At 73.1% G+C, this 14,530-nt stretch carries 12 protein-coding genes; 4 read left to right on the top strand and 8 right to left on the bottom strand.

The genetic code is table 11. The features are described 5' to 3' along the window. Nucleotides 1-63: 63 nt before the first annotated feature. Nucleotides 64-324 carry a 30S ribosomal protein S20 gene (gene rpsT / locus ACS3YM_RS05070; RefSeq protein ID WP_129402005.1) on the top strand — a complete coding sequence of 87 codons (261 nt, stop codon included), beginning with the start codon at nucleotides 64-66 and terminating at the stop codon, nucleotides 322-324. Between the two features lie 66 nt (nucleotides 325-390). Here rpsT and holA read toward each other — a convergent pair whose 3' ends face one another. From holA to leuS, 5 genes are all read right to left on the bottom strand, one after another. Continuing rightward, on the bottom strand, nucleotides 391-1,377 hold the full coding sequence (gene holA, locus ACS3YM_RS05065; protein WP_439938988.1) for a DNA polymerase III subunit delta: 987 nt from the start codon (nucleotides 1,375-1,377) through the stop codon (nucleotides 391-393). Nucleotides 1,378-1,389: 12 nt separating this feature from the next. After that, the gene (locus ACS3YM_RS05060; protein WP_439938987.1) at nucleotides 1,390-3,657 is read right to left on the bottom strand and encodes a ComEC/Rec2 family competence protein; all 2,268 of its coding nucleotides are present in this window, start codon (nucleotides 3,655-3,657) and stop codon (nucleotides 1,390-1,392) included. A gap of 3 nt (nucleotides 3,658-3,660) precedes the next feature. Then, nucleotides 3,661-4,512: a helix-hairpin-helix domain-containing protein gene (locus ACS3YM_RS05055; protein WP_439938986.1), complete on the bottom strand. Its 852-nt coding sequence runs from the start codon at nucleotides 4,510-4,512 to the stop codon at nucleotides 3,661-3,663. Nucleotides 4,513-4,660: 148 nt separating this feature from the next. Then, nucleotides 4,661-5,518, bottom strand: a complete 858-nt coding sequence (locus ACS3YM_RS05050) for a DegV family protein (protein ID WP_439938985.1) — start codon at nucleotides 5,516-5,518, stop codon at nucleotides 4,661-4,663. Between the two features lie 28 nt (nucleotides 5,519-5,546). Continuing rightward, entirely contained in the window at nucleotides 5,547-8,042 is a 2,496-nt protein-coding gene (gene leuS, locus ACS3YM_RS05045; RefSeq protein ID WP_439938984.1) for a leucine--tRNA ligase, read from the bottom strand. A 176-nt stretch (nucleotides 8,043-8,218) separates the two neighbouring features. Between leuS and ACS3YM_RS05040 the strand changes: the two genes are divergently transcribed. Further along, nucleotides 8,219-8,983: a hypothetical protein gene (locus tag ACS3YM_RS05040; RefSeq protein ID WP_439938983.1), complete on the top strand. Its 765-nt coding sequence runs from the start codon at nucleotides 8,219-8,221 to the stop codon at nucleotides 8,981-8,983. Between the two features lie 7 nt (nucleotides 8,984-8,990). Here ACS3YM_RS05040 and ACS3YM_RS05035 read toward each other — a convergent pair whose 3' ends face one another. Further along, nucleotides 8,991-9,479, bottom strand: a complete 489-nt coding sequence (locus ACS3YM_RS05035) for a DUF4870 domain-containing protein (protein WP_439938982.1) — start codon at nucleotides 9,477-9,479, stop codon at nucleotides 8,991-8,993. Nucleotides 9,480-9,661: 182 nt separating this feature from the next. On the opposite strand from ACS3YM_RS05035, the gene ACS3YM_RS05030 reads away from it, so the two are divergent. Then, nucleotides 9,662-10,912, top strand: coding sequence for an MFS transporter (locus ACS3YM_RS05030; RefSeq protein WP_439938981.1), 1,251 nt, complete (start codon nucleotides 9,662-9,664; stop codon nucleotides 10,910-10,912). 9 nt (nucleotides 10,913-10,921) lie between these two features. Further along, nucleotides 10,922-11,683, top strand: a complete 762-nt coding sequence (locus tag ACS3YM_RS05025) for an SDR family NAD(P)-dependent oxidoreductase (RefSeq protein WP_439938980.1) — start codon at nucleotides 10,922-10,924, stop codon at nucleotides 11,681-11,683. A gap of 11 nt (nucleotides 11,684-11,694) precedes the next feature. On the opposite strand, the gene ACS3YM_RS05020 is transcribed toward ACS3YM_RS05025, so the two are convergent. Both ACS3YM_RS05020 and rocD read right to left on the bottom strand, forming a co-directional pair. Beyond that, nucleotides 11,695-12,960, bottom strand: coding sequence for a VOC family protein (locus tag ACS3YM_RS05020; protein WP_439938979.1), 1,266 nt, complete (start codon nucleotides 12,958-12,960; stop codon nucleotides 11,695-11,697). A gap of 10 nt (nucleotides 12,961-12,970) precedes the next feature. Continuing rightward, nucleotides 12,971-14,209: an ornithine--oxo-acid transaminase gene (gene rocD / locus ACS3YM_RS05015; protein ID WP_439938978.1), complete on the bottom strand. Its 1,239-nt coding sequence runs from the start codon at nucleotides 14,207-14,209 to the stop codon at nucleotides 12,971-12,973. Between the last annotated feature and the right edge of the window lie 321 nt (nucleotides 14,210-14,530).

The following is a 14,530-nucleotide window of genomic DNA, read 5'->3' as shown; positions in this document are numbered from 1 at the left end:
GCCAGGCAGCCGACAAGCACCAGACTTCCATTCCAGACCAGTTCTAGCTCCGAGGATCCACACGTGGCGAACATCAAGTCCCAGATCAAGCGCAACAAGCAGAACGAGAAGGCGCGCCAGCGCAACCAGGCCGTGAAGTCGCGCCTGAAGACCGCCGTTCGCAAGTTCCGTGAGCTGTCCGAGGCCGGCGACAAGGACGCGGCCGCGGCCGCCGGTCGCGACGCCATGAAGGCGCTCGACAAGGCCGCCTCGAAGGGCGTCATCCACGCCAACCAGGCCGCCAACCGCAAGTCCTCGATCGCCAAGAAGACCGCGTCGCTCTGACCCGCGTCCTTCACCGCCGAGCACCCGCCCTCGTGGCGGGTGCTTCGCATTTCAGGCCACGTGGCCTCAGCGGGCCTCGCGCAGCCCGGCGACGGTGAGCACCAGGCGCTCGAGCGTGTAGGACGCGTCGTGGGCGCGGCCCTTGATGTCGGCGTCGGCCGTCGCCACCGCGCGGACCGCGGCCGCGATGCCCTCGGGGGTCCACGCGCGGGACTGGTCGCGCACGGTGCGCACCTTCCACGGCGGCACCCCCAGCTCCCGGGCCAGGTCGGCGTCACGCGCGCCGCGCGGTGAGCCGAGGTAACGCGCCAGGCTCCGCGCCGACGCGGCCATGGCCGAGGTGACGAGGACGGCGGCGGTGCCGGAGTCGAGCGCCCAGCGCAGCTCCTCCAGCGCCACGGCCCGCCTGCCCGAGAAGGCTGCGTCGGCGACGGTGAAGGACTTCGCCTCGGCCCGGCCGCCGAAGTAGCGCTGCACCTTCTCCACGGTGAGCTGCTCGCCGTGGAAGTCGTTGGTGAGCTGGTCGGCTGCCGCGGCCAGCGAGCGGAGGTCGGTGCCGACCGCCTGCACGAGGAACGCGGCGGCGTCGGAGTCGATCTTCGCGCCGTGCGAGGCCACCTCCGCCGTCACGAAGGCCGGCATCTCGTTGGCCCGGACCTCTTCCGACTTCACCTCGGTGACCTTCGGGAGCTTGCGCAGCTTGGTGAGCACTCCGCTGCCCTTGGCGCCGCCGGAGTGCACGAGCACCAGCGCGACGTCATCGACCGGCGCCGCGCAGTAGCCCAGCAACCCCTCCACGGACTCGTCGGGAAGGTCCTCCAGGCCGCGCACCATGACGCAGCGGATCGCCGAGAACAGCGACGGCGCGGACATCTCGCCGAGGCTCGCGAGCGTCAGGTCGGAAGCCGCCGACTCGGCGAGCTCCGCGTCGGGGTCGTGCGCCCGCACGGCGTCGCGGACCGAGGCGACCGTGCGTGCGGACAGGTACTCCTCCTTGCCCGTCACGAGGACGACGTGGCCGAGGACCTGGGCTGCGGTGGGGGTGCGTGCCATGGTGTGCCCACCCTATCGGCGGGCGACGACACCGACCTCGCCCTCCCGCACCACGACGACGACGTCACCCGCGAGGTCCGTGCGCCACACCCGCATCCCGGCCGCCGACAGCGCCGCGAGGAGGTCGGGCGCCGGGTGGCCGTAGTCGTTGCCCTCCCCCACCGAGACGAGCGCGACCCGCGCGCCGAGCGAGGTCAGCCACTCGAGGTCCTGGTGCCGGCTGCCGTGGTGCGGCACCTTGAGCACGTCGACCTGCAGGCCGGCGAGGTCGCGCTGCAGCGCTGACTGGGCCGACGGCTCGACGTCGCCGGTGAGCAGGATGCGTACGCCGCCCACCTCGGCGAGCAGCACCACGCTCGAGTTGTTGGGCGCGCTCTCCCCTGCACCACCGGCACGGCTGCCGGGCTTGGGCCAGAGCGCCTGCAGGGTCACCGCGCCCACCTGCCGCGTCTCGCCGTACGCCGGCAGGCCGGCCTCGTGGCCCAGCACGGTCTCGACCTCGTGCACGCCGACCGCCGGGTCGTGCAGCGACGTGGCCTCGACCGCGCCCACCTGGCGACCGTCGAGCACCCCGGCGATCCCGTCGACGTGGTCGGCGTGGAAGTGGGTGAGCACGAGCAGCGGCACCGCGCTGACCTCGAGCCGGTCGAGGCACGAGTCCATGGTCTCCGGGTCCGGACCCGTGTCGACCACCACGGCCGCGTGCGGACCGGCGCGGAGCACCAGCCCGTCGCCCTGCCCCACGTCGCACATCGCCAGCACCCAGCCGTCCGGCGGCCAGCCAGGCACCGGTGGCCGGACCAGCATCACCACGACCAGCAGGCCGGTGCAGGCGAGCGCGGAGCCGGGCCTGCGGAGCAGGCGCGGGGCGAGCGGCACGGACGCCAGGCACGCCAGCGTGAGGACGACGAGCGGGACCGGTCCGGTCCCCCAGTCCACCGCCGCGGTCGGCACGCCGGCCCCCCAGCGGGCCACCGTGATGATCCACCCCGCCGACCACGCGGCCGGGGCCGCCACCACGACGCCCAGGGGTGCCCCGGCGAGGCCGACGAGGCCGCCGGTGAGCCCCAGCACGGTGGCCGGCGCGACGGCAGGGGCGGCGAGCAGGTTGGCGGCCACCGCGACCAGGCTCACCTGTCCCGAGAGGGCGGCGACCACCGGCGTGCACGCGACCTGCGCGGCGAGCGGCACCGACACGGCCTCGGCCACCCAACGCGGGCACCACCGCATCAGGGCGTCGCGCCACACCGGCGCCAGCAGCAGGATGCCGGCCGTGGCGAGCACCGAGAGGGCGAAACCCGCCGTCACCGCCAGCCGCGGCCAGACCAGGAGCAGGCCCAGCACCGCCACGCCGAGCCCGCGCGTGCCGCGCGAGCGGCCGTTGCGGCCCATCCCGACGAGCGCGACGGTGCCCATCGCCGCCGCCCGTACGACGCTGGGCTCGGCCCTGGCCGTCATCACGAAGCCCGCGATCCCGAGGCCGGCCAGCACGTGCAGCCAGCGCCCGCGCACGCCGAGCCACCGGCCGAGCACGATGACGAACCCCACCACCAGGGTCAGGTTGGTGCCGCTGACGGCCAGGAGGTGCGTGAGCCCGGTGGTCCGGAAGTCGTCGGCCAGCGCGGGATCGAGACCTCCGTCGTCGCCGACCACGAGCGCCGGTACCAGCTCGCGCGCGTCGGCGTCCCGGCCCGCGACCGCGGCGCGCACCGAGCGGCGTACGGCCGCCGCGGCGTCCCACCACACGTCCGGCTCCGCGACCACCCGGGGCTCACCGACGGGCCGGACCATCGCGGCGACGTCGTCCTCGGCCGGCACGAGCCGCGCCGACGTCTCGAACGAGGTGCCCAGCGCCAGTCGCGGCCAGTCCGCCCCGGCCATGAGGACGACAGGAGCCCGGAGCGCCCAGGCCCGGCCCCGGCCCTCGACGCGGGACACCCGGGCCTGCGCGACCTGCAGGTCGCCGTACTGGCCGGCCACGACGCGTACGTCGGAGGTGAGCTCGAGCCGCAGCGTCACCACCGCCCCTTCGTCGGCCAGCGGGCCCAGGGGCGAGGTCGCGACGAGCGTCTGGTGCAGCGCCGCGACCCCCGCGACCGCCAGCAGCGCGGCCAGCGGTCCGAGCCAGGCCGGGACGACGACCCGGCGCAGGACCAGGGCGCCCACGGCGACCGCCACCGCGAGCACCGCCGCCAGCGCCAGCCGACCGGGCAGCACGAGGACGAGGAGCGCCCCGGTCCACGCACCCGCGCCGAGGGCGAGCGCGCGCAGGTCGGGCACGGGTCAGAGCGTCACGAGCGGCGCGAGGTCCGCCAGGGTGGCCTCACCGATGCCGTCGACCTCCAGCAGCTCGTCGACCGCGGTGAAGCCGCCGTTTTCGGTGCGCCAGGCGAGGATCGACTCGGCGGTCACCGGACCCACCCCGGGCAGGGTCTCCAGGGTGGCCTGGTCGGCGGTGTTGAGGTTGACCAAGGACTCCCCCGGCGGCGCCGGCGAGCCCGGCGACCCGAGCGTGCCCGCCACCCCCGCGGCCGGGGCCACGCCGACGAGGATCTGCTCCCCGTCGACGACCGGGCGCGCCAGGTTGAGCGAGGTGAGGTCGACCCCGGGCCGGGGTCCGCCGGCCGCCTCCAGCGCGTCGACGACCCGCGAGCCCGCCGGCAGCACGGCGATGCCCGGGCGGCGTACCTTCCCGGCGACGTCGACGACGAGCTCGGCCGGAGCCGACGGGGCATCGGAGTCGGCGGTCGGGCTGACCGCGACCAGCGGAGACGGGGTGGAGGACGGTGGGCCCTCGGGGGCGAGGGGCACCGCCTCGGCCTGGTCGCGCACGGCCCACCACGCCGCCAGCCCCACCGCCAGGGCCGCCACCACCGCGACGACCGCCAGGTGCACCGGACCGAGCTGCAGGCCCCCAACGCGCAGCCGTCGGGACGCGTGCCGCCCGGGCACCGGCAGCACGACGGGCGCCGGCGCCTCCTCTCCTCGGTCCCGCACGCGCGTGTGCGCCGACTCCGGCACGCCGTCGGCGCCCGGCTCGGACTCCCCGCGGACCGCGGCGAGCTCGGCACTCAGCGTCGCCAGCCGCCGCGACACCGCCTCGGCGTGCTCGGAGGAGGACTGGGACCGGCGCATGCCTCCACGCTAGGAACGCCGACCTGGCTCCCGACAGGGGCGATCGGCAATCTGTGGACAGCGTCCAGCTCCTGACTCGAGCGGACATACGGCCGCCCGGGCGACGGCGTACGGCTTGCCGGGCGGCCATGTGTCCGCTCGAGTGGGGTTATGGACGCGGCGACACGCAGACCGCCACCATGCCCGGCCCGACGTGGGCGCCGAGGACGGCGCCCAGCTCGCCGCACATCACCTCACGGCCCTCGAGCCCGCCGGCCAGGCGCTCGGTCAGCGTGGCGGCGAGCTCCTCGGCACGCTCGCCGTTGGCGAGGTGGGAGACGCAGACGTCGACCGGACGGTCGCCCGCCGCCTCGACCGCGAGGTCGGCCAGGCGGGCCAGCGCGCGCGACGCGGTGCGGACCCGCTCGCGCGGCACCACGCGGCCCTCGCTGATCTCGAGCAGCGGCTTGACGGACAGGGCGCTGCCGAAGATCGCGGCCGCGGCCCCGATCCGCCCGCCCCGGCGGAGGTACTCCAGGGTGTCGACGTAGAACAGCGACGACGCGGCCTCACCGCGTGCCAGCGCGGCCTCGGCCGCCTGCTGCCCGGACCCGCCGGCCTCGAGCACGTCGACGGCGGTCAGCGCGGCGTAGCCGGTGGCGATGCCGACCTGCCCGGAGTCGACGACGTGCACCGGGAGCTCCACCTCCAGCGCCGCCAGCTGGGCGGACTCGAAGGTGCCGCTCATCTCCCCCGAGAGGTGGACCGACACGATCTCGTCGACCCCCTCGTGCTCCAGGGAGCGGTAGAGGTCGGCGAACAGCGCCGGTGCCGGGCGCGAGGTGCTCACCGGCACGAAGTCGCGCAGCGCCTGCGCGACCACCTCGGGGGTGGCGCCGTCCGGGCCCTCGTCGAGAACCTTGGCGCCGATCACCACCTGCAGGGGCACGACCCGGATGCCGCGAGCCTGCGCCACCTCGGCGGGCAGGCTCGCGGTCGAGTCGGTGACCACAACGACACGAGACATGCGGCGACCCTAACGGCAGGCGCGGGCCTCAGACGACGATGTTGACCAGCTTGGGCGCGCGCACGATCACCTTGCGCACCTCTGCTCCGTCGATCGCCCGGCGCACGCCGTCGTCGGCCAGGGCGGCGGCCTCCAGGTCGGCCTCGGAGATGTCCGGGGACACCTCCAGGCGCGCCTTCACCTTGCCCTTGACCTGCACGACCGCGGTGACCGTGTCCTCGACCAGCAGCACCTCGTCGACGGCCGGCCACCCGACGCGTACGACGGTGGGCTCGTGACCCAGCCGCTCCCACATCTCCTCGGCCGTGTAGGGCGCGACGAGCGACAGCAGGATCGCCACGGCCTCGGTGGCCTCGCGCACCGCCGGGTCGGCCGGTCCGCAGCCGGAGTCGATGGCCTTGCGGGTCGCGTTGACCAGCTCCATCACCCGGGCGACCATCACGTTGAAGCGGTAGGTCTCGACCAGCTCGGCCGCGTCGTGCACCGTGCGCGCCGTCGTACGCCGCAGCGCCAGGTCGCCGGTGGTGACGTCCACGCCCGGGTCGGAGGTGACGTCGCCGGACAGCCGCCAGGCCCGCTGCAGGAAGCGCAGCGACCCGTCGGGCGACATGTTGGCCCAGTCGATGTCGTCCTCCGGCGGACCGGCGAAGACCAGCGTCAGGCGCACGGCGTCGACGCCGAAGGCCGCCAGCTGGTCACCCAGGTTGACGCCGTTGCCCAGGGACTTGCTCATCTTCTTGCCCTGGTTGATCACGAAGCCCTGGTTCAGCTGGGCCGACCACGGCTCGCGGAAGTCGACCAGGCCCATGTCGTTGAGGACCTTGGTGAAGAAGCGGCCGTAGAGCAGGTGCAGCACGGCGTGCTCGACACCGCCGACGTACAGGTTGCACGGCATCCACGCGTTGACCTTGGCGCTGTCGAAGGCCTGGGTGTCGTCGTGCGGCGAGCAGTAGCGGAACATGTACCAGGACGAGTCGACGAACGTGTCCATGGTGTCGGTGTCGCGGGTCGCCGGGCCGCCACACGTCGGGCAGGTCGTGTCGACCCAGTCCGTCGCCCCGCCCAGCGGCGAGGTGCCCTTGGGCTTGAGGTCCGCACCGCGCAGGTCGGGCAGCGTCACCGGCAGCTGGTCCTCGGGCACCGGCACCTCGCCGTCGACCGGGCAGTGGATGATCGGGATCGGAGGGCCCCAGTAACGCTGGCGGCTGATCAGCCAGTCGCGCAGCCGGAAGTTCACCGTGCCACGGCCCAGGCCATGGGCCTCCAGGTAGGCGATCGTCGTGGACTTGGCCTCGGCGACGCCCATCCCGGACAGGTCGATCTCGTCGTTGGCGGAGTTGATCGCGGGGCCGTCGCCGGTGAACGCCTCGCCCTCCCACCCCTCGGGCGGCTGGACCGTGCGGATCACCGGCAGGTCGAACGCCTCGGCGAACTCCCAGTCGCGCTGGTCCTGGCCGGGGACGGCCATGATCGCGCCGGTGCCGTAGTCGGCCAGGACGTAGTCGGCGGCGTAGACCGGGATCTGCGTGCCCGTCAGCGGGTTGGTCGCGTGCACGCCCAGGAAGACGCCGGTCTTGGCCCGGTCGGTAGCCAGCCGGTTGATGTCGGTCTCCTTGCGGACCTCGACCAGGTAGTCCTCCAGCGCCTGTCGCTGCTCGTCGGTGACCAGCTCCGAGGCCAAGGCGGCGTCGGCCGCCACGACCATGAAGGTCGCGCCGAACAGCGTGTCGGGCCGCGTCGTGTAGACGGTGACCGGCTCGTCACGGCCGTCGATGGCGAAGTCGACGTGCGCCCCCTCGGAGCGGCCGATCCAGTTGCGCTGCGCGGTGACGACGCGGTCGGGCCAGGTCTTCTCCAGGTCGTCCAGGCCGTCCAGCAGCTCCTGGGCGTAGTCGGTGATCTTGAAGTACCACTGGGTCAGCTCCTTCTTGGTCACCTCCGCCCCGCACCGGTCGCAGACGCCGCCGACGACCTGCTCGTTGGCCAGCACGGTCTGGTCGTTGGGGCACCAGTTCACCGGGCTGTTCTTGCGGTAGGCCAGGCCCCGCTTGAAGAACTCCAGGAACAGCCACTGCGTCCAGCGGTAGTACTCCGGGTCGGAGGTGTTGAAGGTGCGCGACCAGTCGAACGACGCGGCGTACCTCTTGCACGACTCGATCGAGCGCGCGATGTTGGCGCGCGTGTAGGTGTCGGGGTGCTCGTCGTTGCGGATCGCGGCGTTCTCCGCGGGCAGGCCGAAGGAGTCGAAGCCCATCGGGTTCAGCACCTCGTAGCCGCGCTGCCACCAGTAGCGCGCCACCACGTCGTGCAGCGCGAACACCTCGGCGTGGCCCATGTGCAGGTCGCCGCTCGGGTAGGGGAACATCGTCAGCGCGTAGCGCTTCTCGCGCGGGCTGGCGTCGTCGGCCCTGAAAGGCTGGAGCTCCTCCCAGACCGGCTGCCACTTCGTCTCGGTGGCGGCGATGTCGTACGTCGCGCGCTCGGCCTCGTGGGCTCCGGTGTCTGCGGTGTCTGGGCTGCTCATGGCGTGTCCTCTGCAGGTGCGGGGGTGGTGCTGGGGTCGGGCATGAAAAAACCCCTCACATGGAGGGGTGGCCGCGTGTCGGTCTCCGTGGGCGGGAGGACCCGATCAGCGCGGCTGTCGAAGAAGGAGCTGCTCGTGCACAGCACCAGCATACTCTCCCGGGGATACTGCTCGGCATGGCCGCTGACCTGAGCAGGTACGACGACTGGCTGGAGCTCCTCCGCGAGCTGCCCGCGCACCGTCCCGACGTGCGGGTCGTCGTGGTGAGCGGCTCTGCCGTCACCGGGGGCTACGACAGCCACTCCGACCTCGACGTCCAGGTCTGGAGCAGCGGTCCCGCCGCTGCGACGTACGACGCCGTGCTGGCCCTGGTGCACGAGCGGTTCGACGTCGACCACGTGTGGCGGGTCGCCGCCGACCGCTGGCCGACCGCGGCGCAGGGCTTCATCCATCTCCAGCCCGATGCCGCAGACCTGTCCCGCCCGACGCGGCTCGTCGACCTGTTCGTCGACCTGCTGCCGCAGCGCCTGACGATCGACGTACGCCGTCACGGCACGCCCGTGGTGCTGCACGACCCCGACGGCCGTCTGGTCCTCGAGCACGACGACGAGGACGCGATGGCCGCGCAGCGGCGGCAGGCCGTCGAGCAGGCCGCGGCCAGGCGCCAGACCGGGGCGTGGCTGGTCGAGCGCGCGATCGCGCGGGACGACCTGGTCGAGGCGACGTGGTTCCACATGCGCTTCGCGCTCGAGCCCCTGGTGACGCTGCTGCGGATCCGGCACTGCCCCGCGCGCCACGACTTCGGGCTGCGCTACCTCCGCACCGACCTGCCCGCCGGCTTCGCGGAGCGGCTGGAAGCACTGCTGCCCGGGCCGGACCTGGCGGTCCGGACCCGGGCAGCGTTCGCGTGGCAGGACGAGGTCCTGGCCCAGCTCAGGTGAGGCAGCCTCACCTGACGAACTGCGGCGTGAGCGGCGGGCTCCACCACTCGCCGTTGTAGGCCTTCATGGCACCGATGACGTGCAGGACGCCGGCCACGACGAAGGCGGCGGCGAGCGCCGGCAGCATCACGACCAGGCCGAGGCCCAGCGTGAAGATCGCGATCGGGATCGTGAGGATGCCGAGCACGACCAGCCAGATGAACATGGTGATCTGGATGTTGATCGAGTTCGCGGCGTGCGCGCGCACGAACGGGCCGCGGTCCTTGTAGACCACGTAGACCGCGATCGAGGCGAGGAAGCCCAGGAAGCCGGCCGAGCAGATCATCGCGACGACCGCGCCGGCGTGGCTGATGGCACCCCAGGTCCGCTCGTCCTCGGCCGACATCGTCGCGGGACGGGCCTGGAAGGTCTGCTGGGGCTGGTAGGCCGGCGGGGGCTGCTGGCCGTAGGCCTGCGTCGGGTCGGTCTGCGGGTCCTGCGGGTACTGGTCGGACATCTCACTCACTCCTCGGTGGGCCGGGTGCCCCTGATGGCTCCCAGCCAAGCACGCCACAGGTGCGATTTCATCCTGTTCCGGGGTCTGCTCAGGGTCGCGTCAGGGGTCGGTGCGGGGCCGCCCCCGGCTCACCTCCCACAGGTCTTTGACAGTGGGCCCGGCGCCGTCCAGACTCACGCCCGATGACCTGGTCGAGCGCCGTCGCGCCCCTGCGCAACCGCAACTTCGCGTGGTACTTCGCCTCGCGCTTCGTCAACACCCTCGGCAACATGATGGCGAGCATCGCGCTGGCCTTCGCCGTCCTCGACCTCACCGACTCCCCCAGCGCGCTGGGGCAGGTCCTGGCCGCGCACACGATCCCGATGATCGCGCTGCTGCTCTACGGCGGTGTGATCGCCGACCGGTTCCCACGCACGCTCGTGCTGCAGGTGTCCAACGTCGCGTCCGCCGCCAGCCAGGGCGCCATCGCGGTGCTCGTGCTGTCCGGGCACGCCGAGATCTGGATGCTGGTCGTGCTCTCCGTCGTGCACGGCGCCGTCTCCGGCGTCTCGTTCCCGGCGATGGCCAGTGTCCTCCCCCAGCTCGTGGCGCGCGGGGAGCTCCAACCCGCCAACGCCCTGGTGTCGCTCACCCGCAACGGGATGATGGTCCTCGGCCCCACCATCGGCGCCCTGCTCGTGGTCACCGTCGGGTCCGGCTGGGCGCTGGCCGTCGACGCCGCCACCTGGCTGGTCTCGGCCCTGCTCCTGCTGCCGGTCACGATCCCGCCCAAGGAGCCGGGCGGCGCCGCGCCCGACACCATCAGCGAGCTGCGCGAGGGCTGGAGCTTCTTCTGGGCCACCCCTTGGCTGTGGACGGTGGTCGTGGGGTTCGGCGTGCTCAACGCGATCCACACCGGCGCGTGGTTCACCCTCGGGCCGGCCGTCGCCGACGACACCATCGGGCGGCAGGGCTGGGGCTACGTCCTCTCGGCGGAGGCCGCGGGGCTCCTGCTCACGACGGTGGTCCTCCTGCGCGTACGGCTGGAGCGACCGCTCCTGCTGGGCATGCTCGGCATCGCGATGATCGCTCCGCCGATGCTGCTGCTCGGGGTGTCCCCGCACCTCGTCGGCCTGGTCACGGCGGCCTTCCTGGGCGGCGCCGGCACCGAGGTCTTCGGGATGGGCTGGAACCTCGCCATGCAGGAGAACATCGAGGACCGGCTGCTGTCGCGCGCCTACTCCTACGACGCGCTCGGGTCCTTCGTCGCGATGCCGATCGGGCAGCTCGCCTACGGTCCGTTGGCCGCGGCGTTCGGGTTCCGTCCGGTGCTGGTCGCCTCAGCGGTCGCGTACGTCGCGGTGGTCGGGCTGGTGCTCTGCTCCCGGTCGGTGCGCGACCTGCCGCGAGCACCGGCCACCCCGACCGAGCCGGTGACGAGCGCCACGCCGTAGGGTCCCGGCATGGGTGTCATGGACCTCTTCCGTCTCGACGACAAGGTCGTCATCGTCACCGGCGCCTCGAGCGGGCTGGGCGTCGCGTTCGCCCACTGCTTCGCCGAGGCCGGGGCCGACGTAGTGCTCGGCGCGCGCCGCGTGGAGAAGCTGGAGCGGGTCGCCGGCTCCGTACGCTCCACCGGCCGCCGCGTGCACACGGTGGCCACCGACGTGGCCGACCCCGACCAGTGCCAGCACCTCGTCGACGAGGCGATGGCGAAGTTCGGCCGGGTCGACGTGCTCGTCAACAACGCCGGTGTCGGCACGGCCGTGCCCGCCACCCACGAGACGCCCGAGCAGTTCCGCTCGGTCATCGACATCAACCTCAACGGGTGCTACTGGATGGCGCAGGCCTGCGGCCGGGTCATGCAGCCCGGCTCGAGCATCATCAACATCTCCTCGATCCTCGGCATCACGACCGGCGGCCTGCCCCAGGCGGCGTACTCCGCCTCCAAGGCCGGGCTGGGCGGCCTCACGCGCGACCTGGCCCAGCAGTGGACGGGCCGCAAGGGCATCCGCGTCAACGCCCTCGCGCCGGGGTTCTTCGCCTCCGAGATGACCGACACCTACCCCGACGGCTACCTCGACCTCGCCATGCAGCGGGTGCCGGCCGGCCGCAAGGGCGACCCCCGCGAACTCGCCGCGACCGCGGTGTGGCTGGCCTCCGACGCCGCCGGCTACGTCACCGGGCAGATGATCCCGGTCGACGGCGGCCTGACGATCGCCTGATCGCTCGCGAGTCAGACCCAGGGCTCGCCGGCGAGGACGCCGTCGGTGCGTCGTCCGGCGGCAGCCTGTTCGAGCCACTGCTCGGGCTCACCATCGGCGAACCTGCCGTCGGCGCTCCAGCCGTTGAAGTGACGCACCACGGACCTGCGGCGACCGCGCACGGCATACACCCCTCCGCTCAGGGCGTGCACGAAGGCGTCGTCGACGAACGCGATCTGGCGCGCCCGGCCCTCCGGTCGCGGGCCCACGGGCTGGCGCTCGAGGACCTCGACCGGTTCACCGATCCCGACCACGACGACGTCGCCGGGGTCGACCGGGTGCCTCCCGTGGACGACCGTGACGGGCTGGGTCCCCGCCGGCCCCTCGAGTCGGACGGCGCTCAGGACGTCGAGGTTGACCCCCTCTGCCCAGGAGACCTCGACCTCGCGGGCGGTGCCGAGCCCCGCCTCGACCACGGCGCGTACCCAGGCGTCGGCGCGCTCGGGCGCCGAGTCACCGCCATCGGCCGGCTGCAGGGCGGACGCGGCGAACCGGCGGCGGTCCGGCCGGGTCGTCACACGGACCCCGTCGAGGGTCCTCGCGGACAGCTCGCCGGAGGGCAGCGTGAGCGACAGCGAGGCCGCCGGCTCGTCCGGCTCCTCCCACGACATCGTCCACGAGGCCGCGTCGAGGTCGGTCGGCGCACCGAGCGGGCTCAGGGTGATCACCAGGCCCCTCTCGTCTTCGAACTGGCGCCGCGGCCAGTGCGTGCTCGGCTCGAGGCCCAGGGCCACCAGGAGGTCCGCCACCCGGTCGGGATCCGGCGGGCGGAGCCCGAACCACTCGACCACGGGGCCGTCGGCCGGGGCAGGACCCATGGGGGTCGTCCACTCGATGAGGAACGGCAGCGAGCCGTCGTACGGTCCCGGCCCGACGTCGCAGACCCGCCACTCGACCAGGTCGCCGTCAGGCGTGCGGCGCGAGCCGGGGACGGCCGGCGCCGGGTCGAAGCCGGCTGCGGCCAGCGCCTCCCGGGCGGCCTCGACGTCATCGACGGCGATCGCCCACGAGATCGGGCCGCGGGCCGGGCGTACGCGGTCCAGCCAGGGGTTGGACTCCTCGCTCCCGGCGGAGATCAGCTCGACGTACGCCGGCCCGGGGCCGCGGACGAGGGCGTTGACCGTCCCGACCGGGTGCGCACCACCGCGCTCGGCGGGGATGCCGGCCGCGCGCCAGCGGGCAGCCGCCTCGTCGAGGTCCGCGACGGCGACGACGAGGTGGTCGAAGCGAGCGGCCACCACGCGTTGCTCAGCTGCCGGCGAGGATCTCGGTCACCGCGGTGACCAGCCCGGCGATGTCCTCGTCGCTGGCGACCAGCGGCGGGGCGAAGCGGACGGTCGAGCCGTGGGTGTCCTTGGCGAGGATCCCGCGCGCCATGAGGGCCTCGGACATCTGGCGACCGCTCATCAGCGACGGGTCGATGTCGATGCCGGCCCAGGCGCCACGGACGCGTACGTCGGACAGGCCCTTGCCGACGAGCGTGCGGAAGCCGGCCTCCAGCTGCGCGCCGATCTCGGCGGAGCGGGCCTGGAAGGTGCCCTCCTCGAGCATCGCGACGACCTCGGTGCCGATGGCCGCGGCCAGCGGGTTGCCACCGAAGGTGGAGCCATGGGAGCCGGGGGTGATGACATCCATGATGTCGCGGTCGGCGGCGATCGCGGAGACGGGGTAGATGCCGCCGCCGAGCGCCTTGCCCATGATGTAGATGTCGGGGACGACGTCCTCGTGGTCGCAGGCGAAGGTCTTGCCCGAGCGAGCCAGGCCCGACTGGATCTCGTCGGCGACCATCAGCACGTTGCGCTCGGTGCAGAGCTCGCGCAGCTCCCGGAGGAAGCCCTCGGGCGGCATGACCACGCCGCCCTCGCCCTGGATCGGCTCGAAGAGCACGGCGACGGTGGTGTCGTCGATGGCGGAGGCGATCGAGGCGACGTCGCCGTACTTCACGCTGCGGAAGCCGCCCGTGAAGGGCGCGTAGCCCGACGTCGCCACCTCGTCGTCGGAGAAGCTCACGATGGTGGTGGTGCGACCGTGGAAGTTGCCCTCCATGGTGATGATCGAGGCCTGCCCGGCCGGCACGCCCTTGACCTCGTAGCCCCACTTGCGGCTGACCTTGATGGCCGTCTCGACGGCCTCGGCACCGGAGTTCATCGGCAGGATCATGTCCTTGCCGGTCAGGCGGGTGAGCGCCTCGGCGAAGCCGCTGAGCTTGTCGTTGAAGAACGCGCGGCTGGTGAGCGTGAGCCTGCCGAGCTGCTCGCGCGCCACCGCGACGAGGCGCTCGTTGGAGTGCCCGAAGTTGAGCGCGGAGTAGCCCGCGAGGCAGTCGAGGTAGCGCTTGCCGTCGACGTCGATGACCCAGGCGCCGTCGCCCTCGGCGAGCACCACCGGGAGCGGGTGGTAGTTGTGCGCGGCGCAGCGCTCGGTGGCCTCGATGTGGGCTGCCGTGCGCTCGGAGATGGTGCCGGTGGAGAGGTCAGTCGCGGTCATGAGCACATGGTGCCACCGCCCCCGGCAAACCGCCGAAGTGAGAGCCGCGCCCTGGCGGCGTACGACGTCACGGCCGGCCACCCTGGCGGCATACGACGTCCGACGACCCCGATCCGATGTCGGATGCCGCCACCCACGACCAGCCGGATGTCGTATGCCGCCACCCCGGCGGCACAACAGGAGCGCGGCCGGCGACCCTGGCGGCGTACGACATGTCCTTCTGCGACCCTGGCGGCATACGACGTCACGGCCGGCCACCCTGGCGGCGTACGACGTCCGACGACCCCGATCCGATGTCGGATGCCGCCACCCACGACCAGC

Origin of the sequence: Nocardioides sp. N13(2025), from assembly GCF_051912545.1 — a bacterium.
Classification (GTDB): domain Bacteria; phylum Actinomycetota; class Actinomycetes; order Propionibacteriales; family Nocardioidaceae; genus Nocardioides.
This window is presented reverse-complemented; position numbering and strand designations above follow the sequence as displayed.